Origin of the sequence: Acinetobacter sp. YH12116, from assembly GCF_013418895.1 — a bacterium.
GTDB classification, from domain to species: domain Bacteria; phylum Pseudomonadota; class Gammaproteobacteria; order Pseudomonadales; family Moraxellaceae; genus Acinetobacter; species Acinetobacter indicus.
Genome location: NZ_VPBE01000004.1, coordinates 177,034 through 199,611, shown reverse-complemented (window position 1 = coordinate 199,611; position 22,578 = coordinate 177,034). Strand labels below are relative to the sequence as shown.

General features: G+C 45.5%; 19 protein-coding genes and 1 pseudogene. 10 read left to right on the top strand and 10 right to left on the bottom strand.

Translation table 11 applies throughout. From position 1 onward, the window contains the following. Window positions 1–42 precede the first annotated feature (42 nt). Window positions 43–654: a DUF1285 domain-containing protein gene (locus FTU54_RS04865; RefSeq protein WP_035363548.1), complete on the bottom strand. Its 612-nt coding sequence runs from the start codon at window positions 652–654 to the stop codon at window positions 43–45. A 188-nt stretch (window positions 655–842) separates the two neighbouring features. Here FTU54_RS04865 and FTU54_RS04860 point away from each other — a divergent pair, with 188 nt between their 5' ends. Next, the gene (locus FTU54_RS04860; RefSeq protein ID WP_180046115.1) at window positions 843–2,555 is read left to right on the top strand and encodes an electron transfer flavoprotein-ubiquinone oxidoreductase; all 1,713 of its coding nucleotides are present in this window, start codon (window positions 843–845) and stop codon (window positions 2,553–2,555) included. Window positions 2,556–2,616: 61 nt separating this feature from the next. On the opposite strand, the pseudogene FTU54_RS04855 reads toward FTU54_RS04860, so the two are convergent. Then, window positions 2,617–2,721 (bottom strand): annotated as a pseudogene (locus tag FTU54_RS04855) (IS3 family transposase); the annotation flags it as partial. Between the two features lie 220 nt (window positions 2,722–2,941). Between FTU54_RS04855 and FTU54_RS04850 the strand changes: the two are divergent. Then, window positions 2,942–3,913, top strand: a complete 972-nt coding sequence (locus FTU54_RS04850; protein WP_180046117.1) for an IS481 family transposase — start codon at window positions 2,942–2,944, stop codon at window positions 3,911–3,913. Window positions 3,914–4,054: 141 nt separating this feature from the next. Here FTU54_RS04850 and FTU54_RS04845 read toward each other — a convergent pair whose 3' ends face one another. From FTU54_RS04845 to tusA, 5 genes are all read right to left on the bottom strand, one after another. Continuing rightward, window positions 4,055–5,749: a DUF2235 domain-containing protein gene (locus FTU54_RS04845; RefSeq protein ID WP_180046119.1), complete on the bottom strand. Its 1,695-nt coding sequence runs from the start codon at window positions 5,747–5,749 to the stop codon at window positions 4,055–4,057. 4 nt (window positions 5,750–5,753) lie between these two features. Continuing rightward, the gene (locus FTU54_RS04840; RefSeq protein WP_180046121.1) at window positions 5,754–6,209 is read right to left on the bottom strand and encodes a hypothetical protein; all 456 of its coding nucleotides are present in this window, start codon (window positions 6,207–6,209) and stop codon (window positions 5,754–5,756) included. Between the two features lie 101 nt (window positions 6,210–6,310). Further along, window positions 6,311–7,225 (bottom strand): DUF4123 domain-containing protein, encoded by a 915-nt coding sequence (locus FTU54_RS04835; RefSeq protein WP_180046123.1) that lies wholly within the window; start codon window positions 7,223–7,225, stop codon window positions 6,311–6,313. Further along, window positions 7,226–9,877, bottom strand: a complete 2,652-nt coding sequence (locus tag FTU54_RS04830) for a type VI secretion system Vgr family protein (RefSeq protein WP_180074534.1) — start codon at window positions 9,875–9,877, stop codon at window positions 7,226–7,228. It abuts the gene before it with no gap. A gap of 151 nt (window positions 9,878–10,028) precedes the next feature. Continuing rightward, complete coding sequence (gene tusA, locus FTU54_RS04825; RefSeq protein WP_005181880.1) at window positions 10,029–10,286, bottom strand: sulfurtransferase TusA; 258 nt, start codon at window positions 10,284–10,286, stop codon at window positions 10,029–10,031. A 198-nt stretch (window positions 10,287–10,484) separates the two neighbouring features. On the opposite strand from tusA, the gene FTU54_RS04820 reads away from it, so the two are divergent. Both FTU54_RS04820 and lnt read left to right on the top strand, forming a co-directional pair. Next, entirely contained in the window at window positions 10,485–11,324 is an 840-nt protein-coding gene (locus FTU54_RS04820; protein WP_005181878.1) for an HlyC/CorC family transporter, read from the top strand. After that, window positions 11,321–12,880 carry an apolipoprotein N-acyltransferase gene (gene lnt / locus FTU54_RS04815; protein ID WP_168381709.1) on the top strand — a complete coding sequence of 520 codons (1,560 nt, stop codon included), beginning with the start codon at window positions 11,321–11,323 and terminating at the stop codon, window positions 12,878–12,880. The genes FTU54_RS04820 and lnt overlap by 4 nt, the downstream gene beginning before the upstream one ends. A 153-nt stretch (window positions 12,881–13,033) precedes the next feature. On the opposite strand, the gene FTU54_RS04810 is transcribed toward lnt, so the two are convergent. From FTU54_RS04810 to gspF, 3 genes are all read right to left on the bottom strand, one after another. Further along, window positions 13,034–13,369 (bottom strand): hypothetical protein, encoded by a 336-nt coding sequence (locus tag FTU54_RS04810; protein WP_016659636.1) that lies wholly within the window; start codon window positions 13,367–13,369, stop codon window positions 13,034–13,036. A gap of 279 nt (window positions 13,370–13,648) precedes the next feature. Further along, window positions 13,649–14,086: a type II secretion system major pseudopilin GspG gene (gspG, locus tag FTU54_RS04805; RefSeq protein WP_005181871.1), complete on the bottom strand. Its 438-nt coding sequence runs from the start codon at window positions 14,084–14,086 to the stop codon at window positions 13,649–13,651. 51 nt (window positions 14,087–14,137) lie between these two features. Next, complete coding sequence (gene gspF / locus FTU54_RS04800) at window positions 14,138–15,343, bottom strand: type II secretion system inner membrane protein GspF (RefSeq protein WP_045795388.1); 1,206 nt, start codon at window positions 15,341–15,343, stop codon at window positions 14,138–14,140. 151 nt (window positions 15,344–15,494) lie between these two features. Here gspF and FTU54_RS04795 point away from each other — a divergent pair, with 151 nt between their 5' ends. From FTU54_RS04795 to FTU54_RS04770, 6 genes are all read left to right on the top strand, one after another. Further along, a complete protein-coding gene (locus FTU54_RS04795; protein WP_168408507.1) occupies window positions 15,495–17,717 on the top strand; it encodes a primosomal protein N' in 2,223 nt (740 codons plus the stop codon). Window positions 17,718–17,766: 49 nt separating this feature from the next. After that, window positions 17,767–19,608 carry a monovalent cation:proton antiporter-2 (CPA2) family protein gene (locus tag FTU54_RS04790; RefSeq protein WP_016659637.1) on the top strand — a complete coding sequence of 614 codons (1,842 nt, stop codon included), beginning with the start codon at window positions 17,767–17,769 and terminating at the stop codon, window positions 19,606–19,608. A 50-nt stretch (window positions 19,609–19,658) separates the two neighbouring features. Beyond that, on the top strand, window positions 19,659–20,534 hold the full coding sequence (locus FTU54_RS04785) for an Hsp33 family molecular chaperone HslO (protein WP_005181862.1): 876 nt from the start codon (window positions 19,659–19,661) through the stop codon (window positions 20,532–20,534). A 412-nt stretch (window positions 20,535–20,946) separates the two neighbouring features. Beyond that, window positions 20,947–21,408 (top strand): DUF2147 domain-containing protein, encoded by a 462-nt coding sequence (locus FTU54_RS04780; protein ID WP_005181860.1) that lies wholly within the window; start codon window positions 20,947–20,949, stop codon window positions 21,406–21,408. A 403-nt stretch (window positions 21,409–21,811) separates the two neighbouring features. Next, on the top strand, window positions 21,812–22,150 hold the full coding sequence (locus tag FTU54_RS04775) for a chaperone modulator CbpM (protein WP_005181858.1): 339 nt from the start codon (window positions 21,812–21,814) through the stop codon (window positions 22,148–22,150). A gap of 76 nt (window positions 22,151–22,226) precedes the next feature. Then, entirely contained in the window at window positions 22,227–22,496 is a 270-nt protein-coding gene (locus FTU54_RS04770; RefSeq protein WP_034598128.1) for a YdcH family protein, read from the top strand. Window positions 22,497–22,578 lie beyond the last annotated feature (82 nt).

Sequence of the window (22,578 nt, the reverse complement as noted above, 5' to 3'; positions counted from 1 at the left end):
GCGGAATGAGCAGTTTGAAATAGGATGGCTCAAGCTTAAACCTCAGGTGCCTAATTGCAATAGCAAATCACCACTTTTCAGGCTTAAAATTGCATCGCCTTCGGCATTTTCCTGCAAGCTGCCCAGCTCGATCAGATGAAAAAAAGCCGCACGCTGGATCAGGGCATTCAGACCAAAACGCACATGTACATAGGGACGCAACTCCCCTTCATATTCACGCATAAAGATCGGATGCTGCTCATCGACAATCACCAGGTCCTGGGTGGTAGTGGTCAGTTGCAGATAGGTCTTGCCTTCAATATCAACCTGATCTACCTGATTGACAAATAAAGGCTCATCTTCCACCTCAATTTCAATCTGCTCGACCGGGGTTTTTAAATAGAACGTGTGACCTTCTTTCCAGAGTACGGTAGAAAACAGCTCAATTAATGACTGGCGCTTCACCAATTGACCTTCGTGCCACCATTCTCCATTGGCTTTTACCGTTAAATCCATTTTGCCACAATGCTTTGGATGCCAGTGCTCCAAAGGGGGAATTGACCTTTTGTGACCGGGCTGTGCATCTTTTAAGTATTGTGCAATGCCCATTAAATTTTTATCATCAGAAAATGCTACTTTTTTCGTCGGATTTGGTTCATTGTGCTCATTGTTCATCATTGAATACCCTGCTGACGGAAAAATAATATGATTCAGCCAATTGGCTAGACTAAGGTTTAAAACTATACTAGCCCACAATATAAAAGACACGATAGCAAATTTGTGTCTAGGAACTAAGAACACTCATGGCAGCACCGGATTCTGAGATGACGGTTGCCACCTTCTAGTATTATGAGGAGTCCTACATGGAACACATCGAACGTGAATCGATGGAGTTTGACGTGGTTATCGTAGGTGCTGGCCCTGCGGGTCTGTCTGCGGCGATTAAAATCCGTCAACTTGCAATTGAAAATAACCTGAATGATCTGTCCGTTTGTGTCGTAGAAAAAGGCTCCGAAGTCGGTGCGCACATCTTGTCAGGTGCGGTGCTGGAACCACGTGCCATCAATGAGCTGTTCCCGAACTGGAAAGAAGAAGGTGCCCCTTTAAATGTGCCCGTCACAGAAGATAAAACCTTCTTCCTGCTGTCTGAAACCACTTCGAAAGAAGCACCACACTGGATGGTGCCAAAAACTATGCACAACGATGGCAACTATGTCATTTCGCTTGGCAACGTGGTGCGCTGGTTAGGCCAGAAAGCCGAAGAACTGGAAGTGTCAATTTTCCCGGGCTTTGCGGCGTCTGAAATCCTGTACCATGAAGATGGCACAGTAAAAGGCATTCAAACTGGTGATATGGGTATTGGTAAAGATGGTGAACCGACCCATAACTTTGCCCCAGGTTATGAACTGCATGCCAAATACACCCTGTTTGCTGAAGGCTGTCGTGGTCACTTAGGCAAACGCCTGATTCAGAAATTTAACTTGGACAAAGATGCCGATCCACAGCACTACGGCATCGGCATTAAAGAACTGTGGGAAATTGATCCGGCCAAACACAAACCAGGTCTGGTGATGCACGGTGCCGGCTGGCCATTGTCTGAAACCGGTTCTTCCGGCGGCTGGTGGCTCTACCACGCGGAAAACAACCAGGTCACGCTGGGGATGATCGTCGATCTGTCTTATGAAAACCCGCATATGTATCCATTTATGGAAATGCAGCGCTGGAAAACTCATCCTCTGATTAAACAGTATCTGGAAGGTGGTAAGCGTATTTCTTATGGCGCGCGTGCCGTAACCAAAGGTGGTTTTAACTCGCTGCCTAAATTCACTTTCCCGGGTGGTTCCTTAATTGGTGATGATGCAGGCTTCTTGAACTTTGCCAAAATCAAAGGTTCTCATACCGCAATGAAATCCGGCATGCTCTGTGGTGAGGCAGTCTTTGAAGCAATTGCTGCCGGTGTCGAAAAAGGTGGTGATCTGGCCATTGCCCGCGTGACTGAAGGTGAAGATTTCTTTGCAAAAGAATTAACCTCTTATACCGAGAAGTTCAACAACAGCTGGCTGAAAGAAGAGCTTTATAGCGCGCGTAACTTTGGCCCGGCGATGCATAAGTTTGGTCAATGGTTTGGTGGTGCGTTTAACTTTATTGACCAGAACATCTTTAAAGTGCCGTTTACCCTGCATGACTTGGTGCCTGACTTCAGCGCACTGAAAACCGTAGATGCGGTAAGCTTTAAGCCGAACTATCCAAAACCGGATGGCAAGCTGACCTTTGACCGTTTGTCTTCAGTATTCGTATCCAACACCGTACACGAAGAAAACCAGCCTGCACACTTGAAGCTAACCAATGCCTCGATTCCGGTTGATGTGAACTTGCCTAAATGGGATGAACCAGCTCAGCGTTACTGCCCTGCAGGTGTGTATGAAATTATGGAAAATGATGATGGTTCCAAGCGCTTCCAGATTAACGCAGCCAACTGCGTACACTGCAAGACCTGTGACATTAAAGATCCATCACAGAACATCACCTGGGTAACACCGGAAGGTGGTGGTGGTCCAAACTATCCAAATATGTAATCTCGATTGAGATAAAAATAAACCCGCGTATGATCTGACCCCAATAAGTTGGACGGTTTGATTAAGCAGCTTTTAAGGACTGAGTTCTGTATTCTACAGGACTCAGTCCTTTTAATTTAACCTTGATTCGTTCATGGTTGTAATAATGAATATATTCTTTCACGGTCCTCGCTGGAGAACCCTGCCCACACGCAGGTTACTGGTATACATTTGCCAAAGAAAACTCACGCCAATATTTTAAACAGGGAGATATTTTCCCTGATTTTGAAAGTGATTGGGGGATGTGTATTGGCAGTTTGATGGGGAAGAATAAACTCAGTCATGAACGGCTTACTATAACTTTAGTTGTGTGATTCATAGACATCATTTCAATATAATGGGTGTCTATGAACAGAGAAATTCAACAAAGACTCGTATGGGTTAAATTATTTGAAGAGACCAATGATGCTGGCCTAGTCTGTCGGAGATGTGGCATTTCTAGACCAACATTACGCAAGTGGTGGAAACGATATTCTGAGCAAGGTATTGATGGATTAAGTAGTCAGAGTAAACGCCCATTAAAATCTCCAAATACTAACATCAATGCTGAGCTAGAAGCCTTAATATTGGAAATGCGCTCGGCTAGAAATCTGGGTGCTCGACGTTTGCAAACAGAATTGATGAGGCTGCACGGAGTCTCGTTGTCCTTAGCGACTATCCATAAAGTACTCTCCACCCATCAAGTCAAACCGATTAAAAAATTCCGTCGTAAAGTAGATTTCATTCGTTATGAACGCCCATTACCAGGTGATAGAATTCAAATGGATACCTGTAAATTGTGTCCTGGGCCATATCAGTACACATCTATTGATGACTGCACACGATATCGCGTTTTAAGGATATATAAACGCCGAACAGCAGCGAATACGCTCGACTTTTTAGACTGCGTAATTGAAGAAATGCCTTTTCCCATACAGCGAATACAGACCGATCGTGGGCGGGAATTTTTTGCTGAAAAAGTACAGAAAAAATTGATGCAGCATGGAATCAAATTTAGGCCAAATAAACCAGGTTCACCTCATTTGAATGGCAAGGTAGAGCGCTCTCAAAAGACTGATAAATCTGAGTTCTACTCTACTGTCGATATTAATTCTGAAGATATCCAAGACAAGCTAGCCGAATGGCAGCATTACTATAACTGGATGAGACCACATTCAGCTTTGAAAGGTAAAACACCGATGGAAAGGTACTTTGAATTATGTGAAGAAACCCCTTTCTCTGATGAGGTCCATAAGCAATACAACCCATCCAATGAACGGATTCAACATGCCAATTACAAGATGGATTTAGAGATCGCTAAATTGAAACGATCTCTATGAATCACACATTTTAAGTATTTAAAACCAATTCTTCAAATGAGGACACGCCCGAATCTTACGGATGGTCCGAACAATCCAAACAGGTAATTTATTTAATAAAAACCCACTTAGGGTTTTTATTAACTTTCAAAACTTATTATTCTAAGTTTTCTCAAATTCATTGTTTTCATAAGCTATTTGCTCGTGGATAGGTCCTAATTTTTTATCGACTCTTTTACCTTTCCAGCTTCGTTTTGATTCATATACCGTTCGTTGTCTAAAGTAACTAAATGGCTCTGCATTATAGATGAAACCATATTTAGAATCGTGTACATAGCTTGAATAAAAATCTACTGCTTCTTGTGAAACATTTTTTTCCCAACTCTGTAATTCCCAATCATCTATATCGACTAAGAACTCATAAGCTTTAGCAAATGGATAAATGATTCTAAATACGTGTTTTATACCTGTTAAATTAGATTGATCAAATGTGGTGAAATTTTTAGCTGTTTTAACTCTTTCAACTTCAGTGGCCATATCAGCAGGACCGGTTGGTAAAGAAAATCCGGCTTCTTCTCGAGCAATTTGACTCACTGAAAGATAAGCTGGATTTTCTTTTGAATTACCCTGTGCTAAATATTGTTGTCGTTGACGATGTAAAGTTCCATAGGCACCATATTGAAGCTTCATATAATTTATAATGTCTTTTTTTACCTCACCTGTCGAGGCTCCTACTGCTTTTTGAACGGCTTCAAAAAGTTGCTGGGTTTTTTCTTCGATCTTAAACTCTTCATTAAAGATTTTAATGTCATTATTTTCTAATTCGCTATAACCAAATACTTTCACACCTGATACCGCTGCACTTTCAAGCATATGCTTCAAAGGTATACGAGCAAAATTATTACTAATTGTTTGTGAATTTGGCTCATAACCACCACCCACATCGGAATGCATCCCAGGATAGACTATTTCTTTCCATGTTCTTGGGTTAGCTAATTTACCATCTACACAAATTGAATCTACAGGAAAAGCAAAACGTAACTCATTCCCCGCGACTTGATGCACACAATTTTTTACTCTCGGATCGATCACCATGTCTCGACCTTTAAAACTGAATTTATTTGGCATATTCGTCGCCGGTAAGCCAAAAGATGCAACAGTATCAAATATACCTAAAAACTGAATTTCCATCGGTGCAGGTTCTGCTTGACCTGAGATTTGATACTTTAAACTCAAGTCCTCAGTTTCAGTCTTCCAAATCATTTCATTACAAAATACCCGTGCCAGTGCAGCCCCGCGTGAGAAACCAAAGATCGATAAATTAACTTTTTTGATTAGACGATGTTCGTTGAGCTTTGCCTCCATTTTAACTATCGCTTCCTTTTTTCGCGCTTCAACTTGAGGCTTTAAGGTCGCTTCAGCTTGGACTATTTTTTGTTTTAAGGTGTTTTCCAAACTTTTACTGATTTGACTCTCACCATATTCTAAGCGTCTTCTACCACCAACGCCTGTAAAACCGCCCGAAAGATCATGATCTTGCACTTTAGCTATTATGTTATCAACTTTGCTCAGCTCCCCATTAAATGGGGTTCCAACCCCAGAAACATAAATAGGATGATTTAACTTCACTGGCGACTTTGTACGCTCAATTTCGAATAAACTATAAGATTGTGCATTTCGCCATAACTTTGCTGGGTTGGCGAGCTTTCCTTTATCTTGGTCTGCTTCTAAATTGTTTCCTGTCCCATCAAAAAAAACAGAAATATTAACTACATCCGCACAATCTTGCTTGGCTTGTGGAGACTGGTTACTAACATCTTGATTGCTATTTTTTATTTTTTGTAATTGAGAAACCATATTCTTACCTTTTTATTTTTTTATCACTCTCATTTAATTCATCAATTAATTTCGATCTCACTTCTAATCCCATTTTTGTAGCATCAGGCATATTTCGCCCTTCAGTCAATGTGATTTCAACCGTATCATCTGGATAAAGGTGCACTGCTAAATAGCTTTTACCTTTTAAATCCTCCTTTGTTAAGTGTGGGACATTTTTTGCAATATGCTCTTTATAGCTATTTCCTTCCCCCCATTTGATGTATTGTGGACCTGTAATAATCGCAGATCGTTTAGTGGCTGCCCCAAAGCCTCCTCCAACTTCTTCACCATTCACCTGTACAATATAAGGTCTATATCTTGGGTCATAACCGAACGATGTTGTCGTAAGAATATAGGTTTTACTGGAACCTGAACTACATCCTACCAAACCTAAAGCCAAGCCTACTGGCAGCATCACAATTTTTTTAAATATATTCATCACATCACCTATAATTTTTAATTTACTTAAAGAATATTCCTAACTTCACGTTTCTTTGATGCCAAATTAATTGTGTTAGCATAAAGTTATGCTTTATGAGTTTATTCGTTTTCGTCAACTAAACTCTCTAAGTCTTCCATCGCCTGATCCATTGTCATCATCTTATTTTTCACTTTTAGCAGCACACTTTGAAGCAGCTCTTCTTGCTCGAAAGTATTTTTATATATCAACGTTAGACAAATAAAATTTAAAATATCCCGAGTACCTTCCAAACCATATTCACGTGCTAATGCTATTTTTTCCACAACATACTGGTAAAGCTCCCATTCATTAAAGCCCTCAACCAGGAAGGGGTTATTCAGATTTAGATAATAAATCAAATGGTCAGGAAAGGTTGCTTCCACCATCAATTCTTCTTGTAGTAGCGTAAATGTAAACGGATTTTTCCAATCATAAAATTTCAGAGATTCATGACCATTACCACCGATGATTTTATGTAATTTTTCTTTTCGATCCCAATACCACCAACTATGAATAGGCTCTAATAACACTTTCTTCTGCTGGTCTGATAACACTTGTTGCTGAACATAAAGAGTCTGATCTGAAATTTGACCAACTAAAGTACCAAGAATAGCTGGATCCCAAAATGCTAAATACATCTCTAATCCACCTTCAAATTGGACATTTAGAAATTGTCTCAAATGTGAGTATAAACTATCAAAATCTAAAGAACTTATTATTAAGGTTAATCGAGGAGTCCCAACCACGCGTTTAGAGATATAGTGCCACTCGATATTATGATTGTGCCCGAGTTGAACCAAATGAGGTGATATTTCTGCAGCTTTATCACCAGCAGCTTCTGTTAATAAATTGCGATAATGTAAATGTGAATTCTTTTTTAAGAACCAACTGTCTTGTGCTGCATCAGCCAACGCATAAATAAAATAAGTCTTATTTTCCTCAGATGGATATTCTTCAAAAAAATGATGTAAATCAGGATGTAATAAATTTATCATTTATGAACCATCCCCTTTATTGACAAATGCACCACGTTGACTTGCTCTTCGTGCCAAACATTCCCAACACACACTTTGTGGGAAGAATGGTAAGTTCATATTTACTTTCGTGCCAGGTACAAACTGATGCTGCCCTGCTTTCACCTCGAACTTGCCACCCGTGGTCGGTAACACACCTGAACCACTAATCTCAATCTGACTTCCTCCAGCCACCAATATAATTTTTTTACTCGCCTTGACTTCAATCCTGTCTTCCGTCGAAATAATTTGCACCCCCTTTCTGGCAATAAGATCTGCACCATCACCCTGTGCCTGAATCTCAACCTTGCCTTTACCTACATACAGTCGTGCACCATCTTGTGCTGCAAATAAACTCAGTTTCTGGCTGGCATGTGCTATCAAAGACTGCTGCGTACTCAGGTTAATACTCTCTCCTGCACTGTGGCTGATCTGACCATCAGCAGAGAGATGCACATCTTGCTGGCTACTTAAAGCAATAGAGTTTGGTGCGCTGAGGATCATCAGTGCCTGTTTAAAAGCAGCGGCTTTGCTTTCATCCTGCTGTTCGATCTGCTCTAAAAAATTCTTTAAGTTATCGAGAACTTCTAAAGGGTCAGTCTGCTGGTTTTCGGCCACTTCACTTAGGGCAGTACTGTTGTTTAAGCTGCTTTCTAGCTGGCTCTTGGCTTCACTGGCATCGAGATGATTGCCTTCGGCTTGTGCCTGTGGATGGGTGGAAATCAGTAAGCCTTCTCCAGCACGTACTGCACCCCACTGATCGGTTCTCAGTTCAAAACCTTCACCACGGCCATCACTTTCAGCGCTGGCTTTGGGATGGCTCAAGTTCCCCAGGTTCAGTTGGGTAGAACCATGACTACTTTGCAGCTGGGCTGAAATCTGCTTCGGAGTATCATCAAAACGTAGTTGGTTAAAACCACTGCCCTCAATTTCCTGTGAGCGGATCCCGCTGAGTTTTTTGGTGTCGGGTAGCTGGCCTAGGGTATCAAAGCGGGTTGGCGAGCGTTCTGCTTCATGTAAACGCCCCACCACAAATGGCCGGTCGATGTTACCGTCAAAGAAGTCGATCACCACAATTTCATTAATCCGTGGCAGGAAACGTGCCCCGTAGCCTTCTCCGGCCCAAGGCGTCAGTACATCCACCCAGGCGGAATCGGTGTCATTGTCATTACTGCCGGCCCCGCCATCATGCTGGTGGTCATCACTGCGGGTAAACAGGAAACGGACTTTAATCCGGCCCCATTCATCGACATGGATGCTTTCGCCAGCAGGACCGACTACCCGGGCGCGCTGTGGATGAGCCGCCGGTCGGTGCCGTAGTGGATGATATTCCGGTACGGTGCGGATATTGCGGCGTTGTAAGGTTAAGGTATTGCCTTGACGTTCATCCGGGTGTTGTTCGTGTTTAACATTAATATGGCTATGCCAGTGGCTCTGGCTGAGTAGTTGGTTAATCTGCTGCTTGAGGTCTTTAGGTAAGTTGTTCTGGTTATAGAACTGTTTGCCGGTAATTAGAAATTCTTTGTCGGCTGCGCTGTGCTGGTCAATTTCGGGATGTTCATTCAGTTCAAACCAGTAGCCGACCTGGGCATCACGGACGGTGGAATGGGCGCTGAAGTATTTGGATTGCAGGTCGTGGTAGTGACTGAGGTTCTGGTTCAGTTTGTCCAGCTGGTTATTAGAGGATGCGGTGGCCTGGTCTTCGCCATTTAAATCCTGCATCCAGGCCGGGCTGATCTGCCAGGCTTGTTCCAGGCTTAAGCTGGCATTGTCCTGATTATGACTGTGCTGGTGTTTGCTTTGTACGGAACCGGCACCTTCTTCCTGGCTGAGACTGTCTGACTGCCAGCGTTGTAGATGTACGGCAGTCGGTTGCAGGCTGCGCTGGGCAATCAACTGGGTGATGCTGTCCAGTTGTTCGGTGGCACTGGAGCGATGAAAGCGGATACTGCGGCGGTTTAAGGCACTGTACTGGCTGTTGTCATCAATCAGGCGCAGTTTCTGGGCCTGAAGCGGGCTGCTGGAATGTACAACCTGTAACTGGGCTTCATCAATCAGCCAGTTAATGCCTTCACTGCGCCAGAGCCGGGTCAAAAAGTCATAGTCGGTTTCATTGGACTGCATGATAAAAGGACGCACATCCAGTTCCTGGGTCAGTCCGGTTAAGTCCAGGGTTAGGCTGGCAGTAAAGAGCGGGCTTTTGTTTTGCCATTCTTTAAATAAAATTTCACTGACCTCACGTACGCTTTTATTCATAAACACGCGGCTATTACGGCGTTTATGCCAGAGTGCGGTTGGATCTTCTAGCGTAAGTTTATAGAGGGTGAGAGAGCCATCACTCTGGCCTTGCGCGGCGGCGGTGATGATGCCGCTGCTGCGAAACAGCTGGCCCTGATCAGTGACCTGATCGACGGCAACCTGCGCGCCGATAAACTGTTTTAACGGAATCTGGGCATTGGTCGAAAGACAGATCAGTTCGGCATGTAAACCGTCATTGAGCTGGTGTTCACCATCGATGCGCTGCAAGAAAACATCGGCATTTAAGGCCGGCTGAGAAAATTGAATATGGAGGGCACGTTTTTGTGGGCTGAGGCCTAATTTTTCTAGTGCTGCAAATATATTGCTTGGCATCATTGTTCTGTAATAAATAGCTAAAAAAAAGTGTGGCTATTTTATACAAAATAACCACATAAAACATCGCTTCAACCCGGCCGCTTGTTTATCAATATGTAACTATCCGATAAAAAGCATGGCCTTTAAAACCGCGGCATTGTCGGAGGATGACCTAGCCTTTTTTGACCAGATAATGAAATTCTTTATTGCCAGCAGCATCCAGCACTTCTTCCTGTAACAGCAGCTCATGGCCCAAATGCATACAGAATTTTGGAATATCCCACGAAGTAGAATTGTCGGTGGCAAAAATCTCCACCACATCGCCCGATTTAGATTTACGAATGGCTTGATGCAACATCATCACTGGTTCAGGGCAACGCAGACCGCGCGTATTTAGCTGAATGGCAGGGGTAATGGATGAATCAGACATAATAAAACTCGGCGAGATACAATTTTTCTATTCTAACACAAAGCCAGCAAAACCACTGATGCTGCAAGCTGGCTTTATCCGCCTGATAAATCATCAAATTCATTGTTTCAGCGAAAGTCGATAAACAATAGACAACTGTATTTTCTGCGGTATGATTAAATCAAGTTTTTTAGATACAACGAGTCTTTAGGAAGGATCATGCACGAGGAATCAGGCCCATCGTGGGGTATGCGTGGCTTACGTAAATGGTTAGGTACTGCACCGGAAACCCGCGATGAATTGCTAAAATTAGTACAAGATTCACGTCGTTTTTTAGAACCCGATACTGTGGCAATGCTGGAAGGTGTGCTGGATTTGCCGGCCACCAAAATCCGTGAGGTTATGACCCCGCGCACTTCCATGATCAGCTTGCAGGAAGATGATGAGCTGCTGGATATTCTGCATGTACTGGTCGAGTCGGCTCATTCACGCTTTCCGGTCTTTTCTTCAGACCAGCCTGACAATGTAGTGGGCATTCTCCTGGCCAAAGACTTATTACCCTTTCTGACCGAACCAACGCCGAAGGTCGATATCCGGGCACTGATGCGTCAGCCACTATTTGTGCCGGAAAGTGCACGTTCTGATCAGGTCCTGCGTATGCTGAAAAATACCCAGACCCATATTGCTATTGTGATTGATGAATATGGCAGTACTTCAGGTCTGGTAACCCTAGAAGATATTCTGGAAGAAATTGTTGGTGAAATTGAAGATGAGCATGATCAGGCTGATGCCGAAGCACAATACATTGTGCCCGATCATGATCCGCAGACCGCCAACACCTGGCTGGTACAGGCACTTACACCAATTGAACACTTTAACAATGTTTTAGATGCTGATTTTTCTGACGATGAAGTAGAAACTGTCGGCGGTTTACTGCTTCAGGAAATTGGATTGGTGAGTGATCTGCAAGGTCAAATTATTGAAATTGGGGATTGGCAGTTTAAGATTCTTGAAGCAGATGCACGCACTATTCATCTGATTCGAGCTGTACGTCAATGAGGACTTATTTCACCAAGCTGTTAGATTCATCCCAACAACACAAACAGCTCCCGCTAGTTTATCCCCTGCTGATTGCCTTAATCGCAGGTGCCATTTTCAGTTTTGCCCTGGCACCGTATTATTACTGGTGGATTGCCCTGCTGTCTCCGGCCTTGCTTTATGCAGTTTTACGTCAGCGCTCTGCCAAACAGGCCTTTTTTATTGGCTGGGCCTACGGTATTGGCCTGTGGTTTGTCGGTGCCTTCTGGCTATATACCTCCATTCATGTCTATGGAGATACCCCGGCCATTTTAAGCGTGCTGATGATTGCGATTATGGCCTTGGCCATGGGGCTGTTTACCGCCATTCAAACCTGGCTGTATCGCCGCTTCTTCCCGGAAACGCCACTAACTTTCGCTCCGCTGTGGGTGTTCTTTGAATGGGCCAAAACCTGGGTATTTACCGGTTTCCCGTGGCTATTTGTCGGCTATGCCTTTACTGAGCGTTTTCTGGACAGCTATGCGCCCTTATTCGGGGTGTTCGGAGTGTCGTTTGTGGCCCTTATTCTGGCCTGTGCGCTGGTGGAAATTCTGAATAAACGCATCTTCTGGCTGGTGCCGTCATTGCTGCTCCTGGCCGGTGCTTGGGGTGCTTCCCAGCTCAGTTTTGTCAGCGAGAAAGATGAACCGCCGCTGTCCGTGTCCTTGATTCAGGGCAATATTCCACAAGACCTGAAATGGCTGACCGAATATCAACTGAAAACCCTGCTGATCTACAGTGAACTGACCCGCACCGAATGGGGCCGCGACCTGATTGTCTGGCCGGAATCTTCCATTCCAATGTTCCAGACCGATATCGAACCGTTTTTAGCGGCCATGAAAACCGAGGCGGAAAAATCGGGAAGTGCCTGGGTCACCGGTATTCCGTATTGGGACCTGCCTGAATCTCAGCAAAATGGCCAGCCGATGTACTACAACAGTATTATGGCCACCGGTACAGATTCAGAAGGCTTATACAAGAAACAGCGTCTGGTGCCATTTGGTGAATATATTCCTTTATCCGGCCTGTTAAGCTGGGTCTTGCCGGCCTTGCAGAATGATCCATCCATGAGTGGTTTTTCGCGCGGTGCCAAAGAACAAAAGCCGCTGATGATTCATAACTCACCGTTGGGTGCAGCCATCTGTTATGAAGTGGCCTATCCGAATCTGACTCGTCGTAATGCCAGCCAGAGTGATTTTCTGGTGACTGTATCCAATGATGCCTGGTTTACCGGTACAGCCGGCCCGTGGCAGCATTTACAGATGGTGCAGATGCGTGCCAAAGAAAATGGCCGCTGGTTTATTCGAGCCACCAATACCGGCGTGACCGCTTTTATTAACCATCAGGGTCATATTGTGCAGCAGGCTCCGATTGATCAGGAAGCAGTGCTGCGCGGTGAGTTACCGGCAATGCAGGGCCAGACCCTATATACCCGCCTTAGTGATTGGCCGGTGCTGATCTTCTCCTTCCTGTTGCTGGTTTTGGGCTGGATCTATCGTCCACGTAAGGTCGATGTGAGCTTTAAGTCGAGAAGATAATTCGCCTATGAAGTCCCCCTTTATCAAAGGGGGGTTAAGGGGATTAACTTTATAAATCCCTCCCTTACGAAGCAGTGCTTCTCACCCTTTGTAAAAGGGAGGCGTAATAAAAAAACCGAGGTGCATGCCTCGGTTTTTTTATTTTGTCTATATTTAAAGCTGGGTCACCAGATAGGACAGCATCGCCGCCAGAGAGAGCATCGGCAAATAACGATAGACTTTTACCACTGCCTGCTCAAAGCAAGAGGCCTGTTCTGGTTCTAGTTTTAAAATAGTGGCTTGTAGCGCCGACCAGAAACTTAAGAGCAAGCACGAGCTCATCAGGCTCAGGGCGAAGAAACCGACCATAATCTGGCTGCTGCCTTCGGTGCTTTGCCAGAGATGCAAAAAGCCCTGACTCAAGGGAAGCAGGCTTAAAATCAGCAGAACAGACTTCAGCATCGTCCAGTGAAACTGGTTAATTTCATCCGACAAGATTAATGCTTTCATACCATCCTCCAGACAAATATGTGCCTTTTGACTTATTATGAACGGTTTTAATGAAATAAATAGATGATATTGCTCCACATTCCCGGGATTATTGTAATCAGTACTGTTGGGAATAATTCTTATTATGAATCTCAAATCTGGAAGATTATCTTAAATCTATATTTATCAAGATATTAGTATATTTTTTATAATTAAGAGCTATTATCACTTCACCTTTAATTGAATAGTCCAATCAGGTGAAGTGATATATTCCATCACGGCATTTATAATCAAGCCGGCTTAAGGCTGATAATAAATATCGGCATCGGTGCCTTCACCGCCCTGCTGACCATCTGCACCAAAAGAATACAGGTCAAAAGCGCGACCTTCAGAGCCTGGAATTACATATTGAATGTCATTGTCCCAGCTGTCTTTTGGATAACCGCCTTTGACATAACCACCCGGCAACCAGTTTTTAGCTGACGCGGGCTGATTGACCAGCGCATCTAAACCGCCATCCTGCATGGATGGATAACGGCCATTGTCCAGCTTGTATTGATCCAGCGCGCCGGCCACACCTTTTAAGGTAATTGCGGTGGTATCGACTTTGGCTTTTTCACCACGGCCCATCACGTTCGGGACAATTAGCGCCGCCAGCACGCCTAAAATGACAATCACCACCATTACTTCAATGAGGGTAAAACCGGCCTGTTTATTCGAATAGGATTTCCGTTGCATCAGGTTCTCTCTTGAATCTTTCATCATTTGTTATCTTCAATGGGTCTCGATTTAAATCATATTATTCATATTGACAATAGGCAGCATCACCGCAATCACAATCACCAGCACAATACTGGCCATCAGCACCAGCATTAAGGGCTCCAGCAGCGCCAGTAAGGTCGAGATGAGCGTGGTCACCTCCCGATCCTGCATGGTCGATGCGCGCTCCAGCATCCGGTCGAGCTCACCCGATGCTTCACCACTTTTAATCATTTGTACCATCATCGGCGGGAAATAACCACTGCGCTCCAGCTGGGTGCCCAAGTTCCCCCCTTCGGTGACTTTCTCGGCCGCCAGATTAACCGAATCGCGGATCACCCAGTTACTGCTGACCGCAGCGCCAATTTTTAAGGCATCAACCAATGGTACACCGGACTGGGTCAGAATCGACAGGGTGCTGGCAAAACGTGCTGCGTTTATACCACGTGACAGTTTACCAAATAGTGGCAGTTTGAGGGTTAAACGATCAAATGCATAATGGCCGGCCGAGGTTTTTAAAAAGCGGACCAACAGGAAGATGCCCAGAATCGTCCCGACCAGCAAAAAGGGCCAGGCCAGACGGATAAAATCACTGGCTTGCATTAACGCCACGGTAATCCACGGCAAGGCGCCTTTGTCCTGATCAAAGGTTTTGACAATATCCGGCACCACATAGGTCATCAGCCCCATCACAATGGCAAAGGACATCAGCATTAAAATAATCGGATAAATCATCGCGCCCTGCACTTTTTTCTGCATGGCAAAGCGGTTTTCAGTGTAGTCCGACAGCTGGTCCAGAATTAAATCCAGATGTCCAGAACGTTCCCCGGCGGCAATGGTGGCAATATATAAATCCGGAAAATGCCCCGACTGCTGCAAGGCATTGGCCAGTGAATATCCTTCTAAAACCTTGGAGCGTACTGACAGCAATAAATTCTGCACATGGGCTTTTTCACTTTGCTTGGCCACGGCGCGCAAGGCTTCTTCCAGCGGGATGGCTGCGGCTACCAGTACCGACAGCTGCCGGGTCATTAAGGCCAGATCATAAGCGGTCATTTTTTTCTGGAACCAGCGCTGGGCCTGATGCTTCTGTTTTTGTTCTACCGGATCAACACTAATCGGGATAAGGGCCTTGTCACGCAATTGCTGACGAATCTGCCGTGCAGAATCCCCTTCTAAAACCCCTTTTTGCTGCTTTCCTGATGCATCAAGGGCTGTAAACTGATATGCAGGCATTGTAATGCTCTAATTTTCCAAAAAATTATTCAACGCAGTTGCGTCTCACCACCAAAATCATTCATATTCTGAGATATAAATTATTTGCTCACTCTATCATAACTCCAGATCGAGCACGACGACATTTTCATCAGGAAGCAGACCCGCTGTTATGCCAAATTCGCCCGTCCATCCCGCCCCCATCTACCGTGTTCGTGTAGCTGTTCCGGTCTATCTGTATGACGGGTTTGACTATATGCTCAGTGCGGCTGAATATCAGCAGGCTGCCGTCGGCGCGCGGGTGCTGGTGTCCTTTGGCCGGCAGAATCTGGTGGGCATCATTATTGAAAAACTCCCGCCCGATCATCCGCTTGACCCCAAGATTAAACTGAAAGCCATTAGCGAGCTGCTCGACCAGCAGCCGATTCTAGATCAGAAAGTTTTAACTTTGTTGACATGGTCGGCGCAGTATTATCAGTTTCCGATTGGCGAAGTGATGCATAGCGCCCTGCCCAGCCTGTTACGTCAGGGACGCCCGTATAATTTACTGGCACGAATGTGGAAACTACTGGATGATCAGGCCGAAGCCAAACTGAAGCGCTCCGAGAAGCAGCAGGAGGCTTATAAAGTCCTGAAGCTGCATCCGAGCGGGACTTCAGAAAATATCCTGAATCTGGCCGGTATTGAAACTGCAACCTTAAAAGCGCTGGAAAAAAAGCAGATTTGCTATTGCGATCTGGAGCAGCAGGATTTTAGCCCGGTGCCAATGACGCTGGCGCAAATGCCGTTAACCCCGAACAGCGACCAGAAACGGGCCATTGAAACCGTACTGAAAGCACAGCATCGTTATCAGGCCTTTTTACTCGATGGTCTGACCGGCAGTGGTAAAACCGAAGTCTATCTGCAGATCATGCAGGAAGTGCTAAAACAGGGAAAACAGGTATTGGTGCTGGTGCCGGAAATTGGCCTGACCCCTCAAACCATTAGCCGCTTCCAGTCTCGTTTTCACTGTCATATTGCGCTGCTGCATTCCGGTTTAAATGACAGCAAACGTCTGCAGGCCTGGCAGGCCGCCCAGACTGGCAAGGCTTCGATTATTCTTGGTACACGCTCGGCAATTTATACCCCGCTGCCCAATCTGGGGCTGATTATTCTGGATGAAGAACACGACCTGTCATTTAAACAGCAGGAAGGCTTTCGTTACCATGCCCGCGATGTGGCCTTATACCGTGCTCATTTAGAACACTGCCCGGTGATTCTCGGTTCGGCCACGCCCAGCATTGACAGCTATGCCTTAACGGAACAGGGTAAAATGATCCGTCTGGAACTGAACCAGCGTGCCGGCCCGGCACTGATGCCGAAAATTCACATCATTGATTTAAAAGTTGCGCAAAAGCAGCAAGGTCTAAGCCTGCTGCTGATTCAGGAAATCAAAAAACGCCTGCAGAAAAAAGAACAGGTGCTGATTTTCTTAAACCGCCGCGGTTATGCGCCAGTGCTGGTCTGTGACAGCTGTGGCTGGCAGGCACAATGCCCACACTGTGATGCCAATTTTACCCTGCATCATAGTCCATATACCCATCTGCATTGCCATCATTGTGGCACCATTCACCGCAAGCCGGAGCAATGTCCGCAGTGCCAGCATAGCGAACTGAAAACCCTGGGCATGGGCACAGCCAAGGTTGAAGAAAACCTGCAACAGCTGTTCCCGGATTACGATGTGGTGCGGGTGGACCGCGATTCCACCAGCCGCGTCGGCAGCTGGCAAAAAATTTATGACCGCATTCAAACCAGCCAGCCGCTGATTCTGCTCGGCACCCAAATGCTGGCCAAAGGCCACCATTTTCCTTATGTGACTCTAGTGGCGATTTTGGATATTGATGCCGGCCTGTTAAGTGTTGATATCCGGGCGCCAGAGCGGACTGCGCAGCTGATTGTGCAGGTGGCCGGTCGTGCCGGCCGCGGTGAACATAAAGGCGATGTCTATTTACAGACCCTGCGTCCTGATCATCCGCTGCTGAGCACCCTGGTCGAGCAGGATTATCGTGCCTTTGCCCGGCAAACCTTAAAAGAACGTCAGGCCGCCCTGCTGCCCCCATTTCGCTATACCGCCCTGATTCGCTGCGAATCTAAAAGTCAGGAGCAGAATCAGCAGTTTTTACAGCAACATGCTCAATGGCTGCGAGAAAATTCTGAACAGTTAATTGATATCTGGGGACCGATTCCGGCACCAATGGAACGCAAGGCCGGCCGCTATCAGGCCCATTTAGTATTGTTGTCGCAAGATCGTGCCCGTTTACATTTTTATCTACGTGCATGGTGGCAAAATATGTTGCATCACAAGCCATCAAATATGAAACTTAGCTTAGATATAGACCCTCAGGAATTCAGTTAACCACTGACTTAGCTGCAGCCTGAGGGCACCATAACTCCTAGGATTGTCGATGTCGTTACTGCTGCAAATCACCCTGTTTCTGGGTGCCTCTTTATTACTGGTTCCGCTGCTCAAGCGTTTTGGGATTGCCACCGTACTCGGCTATCTGTTTACCGGTATTTTATTGGGCCCGAGTGTGTTCAATATCGCCAGCGACCCGGAAGCCATTCAGGAACTGGCTGAATTTGGCGTCATTTTACTGATGTTCATTATTGGTCTGGAACTCAGACCCCAGCGGCTCTGGCAAATGCGTCAGTCGATTTTTGTCATGGGCAGCGCGCAGGTGGCCGTCACTGGCCTGTTACTGGCGATTCTGGTGTTTTTCAGTTTGCAGCAGCAGATTGCCGCCAGCCTGATTATTGGTTTTGCCCTGGCCCTGTCCTCAACCGCCTTTGTGCTGCAACTTTTAAATGAAAAACAGCAACTGAACAGCAGTTATGGCCAGCAGTCTTTTTCAATTCTGCTATTTCAGGATATCGCCGCCATTCCATTAATTGCAATTATTCCCTTGCTGGCCGGTACTGAATCGACTCATCATGGGCTGGCCTATTTCGCCGCGATTCTGGCCACCTTTAGCGGACTGTTTTTATTTAGCCGTTATCTCATGCGCCCGTTTTTCCGTTTTGTTGCCAAAACCGGCGCGCATGAGCTGATTACCGCGGTCGGCCTGTTTATTGTGCTGGCCGTGGTCTGCCTGATGGATGTCTTGGGGATTAGCACCACGCTTGGCGCCTTCCTGACCGGGGTGCTACTGGCCGATTCCGAATTCCGGCATGAACTGGAAGCCAGTATTGCACCGTTTAAAGGACTATTGCTCGGCCTGTTTTTCATGACCGTGGGGATGACCACTCAGATGTCCCTGCTGATCGACAGTCCACTGTTCATTCTCGGCGGCGCCTTAGTACTGCTGTTGGTGAAATTTATTTCCCTGACCGCAATTGCCCGGTATTTTAAATATTCCTGGCAAAACAGTTTGCTACTGGCCACCTGTCTGGCGCAAGGCGGTGAATTTGCCTTTGTGGTGTTACAGGTTGCCTTAACAGAAAAAGTGGTGGCACAGGCCATTTTAGAGCCGATTACCCTGATGGTGACCCTGTCGATGGTGCTAACCCCGGTGCTGTACTGGTTCATGACCAGCCAGGTGATTCCGCGTCTGAATCAGGACAAGACGCCGGAATATGACCAGATTCCCGATGCGCATCCAGCGCTGATTATTGCCGGTTTTGGCCGGGTTGGGCAGATTATTGCACGGGTGGCCTATTTGCAGCACCTACCCTATACCGCCATTGACAGCAACCTGGATAAAGTTGATTTTGTGCGCAATTATGGCGGTAAAGTCTATTATGGCGATGCCACCCAGCCCGATATTTTACGTGCTGCGGGGATTGAACATGCCAAGACCTTTATTCTGGCCATTGATGATATTGAAGACTCGATGAATGTGGCCCGGCATATCCGCCTGAATTATCCGCAGCTCAAACTGCTGGTGCGTGCCCGTGACCGCCATCATGTGCATTTATTGCGGGATTTAGGCGTTGAACACATCTGGCGCGAAACCTATTTATCTTCTTTAGGCATGGCCTATTGCGCGCTGCGCGACCAGGGTATTGCTGAAGAAGATGCTTACAAGAGTATCGAATTGTTTCGCAGTTATGATGAAAAATTACTGGCCCAGCAGCAGAATATTTATACCGATGAGCAAAAAATCTATGAAACTCATCGCAATGCACTGGCCGAGCTGGAGCACCTGTTCGAGAATGATGCTCAGGTCCGGGAAAGCCCGACCGGTGTAGATTTAAAGCGTTCACTACAAAACCATCATATTGATGTAACACGTAATGAATCAAACTGACTTGTGATTTACAATATCATCACCATTAATGCAGGGTTATGGAGAATTTTATGTCTGATTTACGCCAACGCTTTTTTATTGAAGATAGCCCTGTCCGCGGTGAGATTGTTCATCTTGAAGAAGCCCTGCAAACCATTTTGGCCCAACGTGACTATGCGCCAGCCATTCAGGTCCTTTTGGGAGAAATGCTCAGTGCCACCGCTTTGCTGGCCAGTACCTTAAAAATTAAAGGTCGGATTAGCCTGCAAATTCAGGCCAGCGGTACCTTTAAATGGGCAATGGCCGAATGTAACCATCTGGGTGAAATTCGTGCTTTGGCAGATTATGAACCAGATCCACATTTCCAGCAGGCTGAAGACAGCAGCACGGTACTTAAAACCCTGGTCAATCCGGTGCTGTTTATTAATATTGAACCGGAATTTGGTGAGCGTTATCAGGGTATTGTGCCTTTAGACAAGCCAAACCTGGCCGGCTGCCTGATGCAATACTATGATTTATCTGCACAAATTCCAACCCGTATTGTACTGGCCAGCAACGACCAGCGTTCTGGCGGTTTGCTGATTCAGCTGTTACCGCGAAATAGCGAAGAAGAACAGCAACGTGTAGATGAAGATTTATGGCCACGTCTGACCATGCTGACCGAAACCCTGAAAACCAGCGAACTGACCGATCTGGAAGTTCAGGAAGTATTGTACCGTCTGTACAACGAAGAAGAAGTACGTCTGCCAGAAGTTGAACATCTTAAATTTGGCTGTACCTGTTCCAAAGAACGCTGTGCTACGGCACTGACCCAGATTGGGGCCAATGCAGTACGCGAAACCTTGGAACATCAAAACCCGATTGTGATGGATTGCCAGTTCTGTAATGCACGTTATCAGTTTACTGCAGAAGAAGCACTCGGCCTGTTTGGTGAACACCTAAGCTAAGCCGCACCATTCAAGCCGACCAAGAGATCAAACCGGAGAACGGTTTGGTCTCTTTTTTTATATTTAGTTTCATACGTTTATTCAAGCTTTTTGCGCTGTAGATATAGCTTCAAATAGCGCACGCTTTTTACTGAACTCAGCATCAATCTCGCTCAAGCTGTTACTCATCTTTTTTAAGCGACTGGATTACGACAAACCATACCGCTTTATTCATCTACCGCAAGCACATATTCAGTTTATAACCTGACTGATGAATTCAAGCGCACGCAATAGCTTAAACTACTTAGCAGTTTCATATCTTATTGTGATCGTTTTCACTTATTATCTCATTGATTTAACAGTATTTTCTTCTATAGAATTAGGTACTTTACTCTAATTTTAATAACGCGCATTGCGTTGTGGGATAATAATCATGAAAAAGGGATTTACAGGGATTGTTGCTGGATTGCTTTTGGCAACAGTTTCAGGCGTATCTTTCGCAGAGAATGATCCATTGGTGGGGAAATGGAAAACAATTGATGACCGTACCAGTTATTCCCGTGCCGATGTCGAAATCCGTAAAAAGCCAGATGGCACCTATGAAGGTATTATTGTTGAAACCCGCAACATTCCGGGTGCAGAAAAAATGAATATTTGCCACCAATGTCCGGGCCAGCTTAAAAACAAACCGTTTATCGGCTTGCCATTTATCTGGGGCTTTAAGCAGGATCCAAAAAACCCGTTACAGTTTGTGCAAGGCAGTGTACTCGACCCGATTGGTGGCAAAGTCTATAAAGGCAAGGCACGCCTAAGTGCCAACGGTAAACGCCTGACCTTACGCGGCTATGTCGGTGTTTCCGTGATTGGTCGTAGCGTGACCTGGATTAAATACTGATTCTTCAACAAGTTTACAAGAGGCTTCTACGGAAGCCTTCATTTTATCTTAATGATATGGACATAATTTGAAACAATATAGTTGCTCTACCCTCTGTCCGTCCCTCTCGAAAGCCTGAATAATGAATAAAATTTAAACAGTTTATTTAAACTGGAGATTAGCCAAAAGTAGGCCTGCTGAGCGTCCTTGGTGCCAGCAAAATGGCGAAAAAGCAAGCAAGGCTACGTTTCAAGCACAAAGGAATACCAAACAAAACAGCCAAATGCTGAAATATGGTTTTAAATAAAATTAATCCTTCAGATAAAACAACAAGAGCGCAGCGCATAGACCCGAAATTACGTTAGAACAACCCATGCATCTGCTCTTCCTTGTTTTAACAAGTTCAAGCTAAAAGGAGTAAGCCATGACCACGATCCAATATCGCGAAAACTCCCAGTCTGGTCGCCCACAAGCTGAAATTATAGATGAGCGCGTATCTTTTGATTTAGAGCATTTTGCTGAAGCTTGTGGTCAAAGCCCGGAATGGGTATTACAGCTTTTAGAATATGACATTCTCCCTTCACGTCCGGAAGAACGGATTCACCAGTTTTTTGGGGAAGATGTCTCTCGTGCCCGCCAGGCCTATCGCCTGCAACGTGATTTTAATGCCAGCTTTTCTGCCGTCGCCATGATGCTCGATCTGATTGATGAGCTGCAAAATTTGCGCAAAGAAGTCAAACATCTGCATTTAAGACAAAGCTAGGCACCACGCCATTTACTCTCTACAGGGAAATCTGCGTATTTCCCTCTCTTTATTTTTGGGAAAATAGACGGTCGCAATGAAAACAAAAGAATGCAACAAAAAGGTCAAACTCATGTTCCCGGAGTTTCGGGAATTAATGCAACAACTGCGCGAAGACAACCCACATTTTGCGCGCCTGTTTGAAGATCATGAACATCTGGACCGGAAAATCAGCCAGCTCGAGCTTGATCCGGTTCATCAGATTAATGATGATATCGAGGCGCTGAAACGCAAAAAATTAAAACTGAAAGATCAGATTTATCAGCTTTTGCAGCAGGCCCAGCAAAATCCTTCATCTTCACCTTAACCGGTTTTTATTGCAGTGCGATGAAATCTGCACGCTGCCCGAAAGAAAGCAGATGCTTTCTTTCGGGCAGGCAAATGAAGGC

Excerpts from the sequence above, each read along its gene's own strand:
- FTU54_RS04810 (WP_016659636.1), bottom strand. The coding sequence starts at position 13,369 with ATGAAAGCATTAATCTTGTCGGATGAAATTAACCAGTTTCACTGGACG.
- FTU54_RS04860 (WP_180046115.1), top strand. The coding sequence starts at position 843 with ATGGAACACATCGAACGTGAATCGATGGAGTTTGACGTGGTTATCGTA.
- lnt (WP_168381709.1), top strand. The coding sequence starts at position 11,321 with ATGAGGACTTATTTCACCAAGCTGTTAGATTCATCCCAACAACACAAA.
- FTU54_RS04770 (WP_034598128.1), top strand. The coding sequence starts at position 22,227 with ATGAAAACAAAAGAATGCAACAAAAAGGTCAAACTCATGTTCCCGGAG.
- FTU54_RS04775 (WP_005181858.1), top strand. The coding sequence starts at position 21,812 with ATGACCACGATCCAATATCGCGAAAACTCCCAGTCTGGTCGCCCACAA.
- FTU54_RS04780 (WP_005181860.1), top strand. The coding sequence starts at position 20,947 with ATGAAAAAGGGATTTACAGGGATTGTTGCTGGATTGCTTTTGGCAACA.
- FTU54_RS04850 (WP_180046117.1), top strand. The coding sequence starts at position 2,942 with ATGAACAGAGAAATTCAACAAAGACTCGTATGGGTTAAATTATTTGAA.
- FTU54_RS04835 (WP_180046123.1), bottom strand. The coding sequence starts at position 7,225 with ATGATAAATTTATTACATCCTGATTTACATCATTTTTTTGAAGAATAT.
- FTU54_RS04840 (WP_180046121.1), bottom strand. The coding sequence starts at position 6,209 with ATGAATATATTTAAAAAAATTGTGATGCTGCCAGTAGGCTTGGCTTTA.
- FTU54_RS04830 (WP_180074534.1), bottom strand. The coding sequence starts at position 9,877 with ATGATGCCAAGCAATATATTTGCAGCACTAGAAAAATTAGGCCTCAGC.
- FTU54_RS04795 (WP_168408507.1), top strand. The coding sequence starts at position 15,495 with ATGCCAAATTCGCCCGTCCATCCCGCCCCCATCTACCGTGTTCGTGTA.
- tusA (WP_005181880.1), bottom strand. The coding sequence starts at position 10,286 with ATGTCTGATTCATCCATTACCCCTGCCATTCAGCTAAATACGCGCGGT.
- FTU54_RS04785 (WP_005181862.1), top strand. The coding sequence starts at position 19,659 with ATGTCTGATTTACGCCAACGCTTTTTTATTGAAGATAGCCCTGTCCGC.
- FTU54_RS04845 (WP_180046119.1), bottom strand. The coding sequence starts at position 5,749 with ATGGTTTCTCAATTACAAAAAATAAAAAATAGCAATCAAGATGTTAGT.
- gspG (WP_005181871.1), bottom strand. The coding sequence starts at position 14,086 with ATGCAACGGAAATCCTATTCGAATAAACAGGCCGGTTTTACCCTCATT.
- FTU54_RS04820 (WP_005181878.1), top strand. The coding sequence starts at position 10,485 with ATGCACGAGGAATCAGGCCCATCGTGGGGTATGCGTGGCTTACGTAAA.
- gspF (WP_045795388.1), bottom strand. The coding sequence starts at position 15,343 with ATGCCTGCATATCAGTTTACAGCCCTTGATGCATCAGGAAAGCAGCAA.
- FTU54_RS04790 (WP_016659637.1), top strand. The coding sequence starts at position 17,767 with ATGTCGTTACTGCTGCAAATCACCCTGTTTCTGGGTGCCTCTTTATTA.
- FTU54_RS04865 (WP_035363548.1), bottom strand. The coding sequence starts at position 654 with ATGAACAATGAGCACAATGAACCAAATCCGACGAAAAAAGTAGCATTT.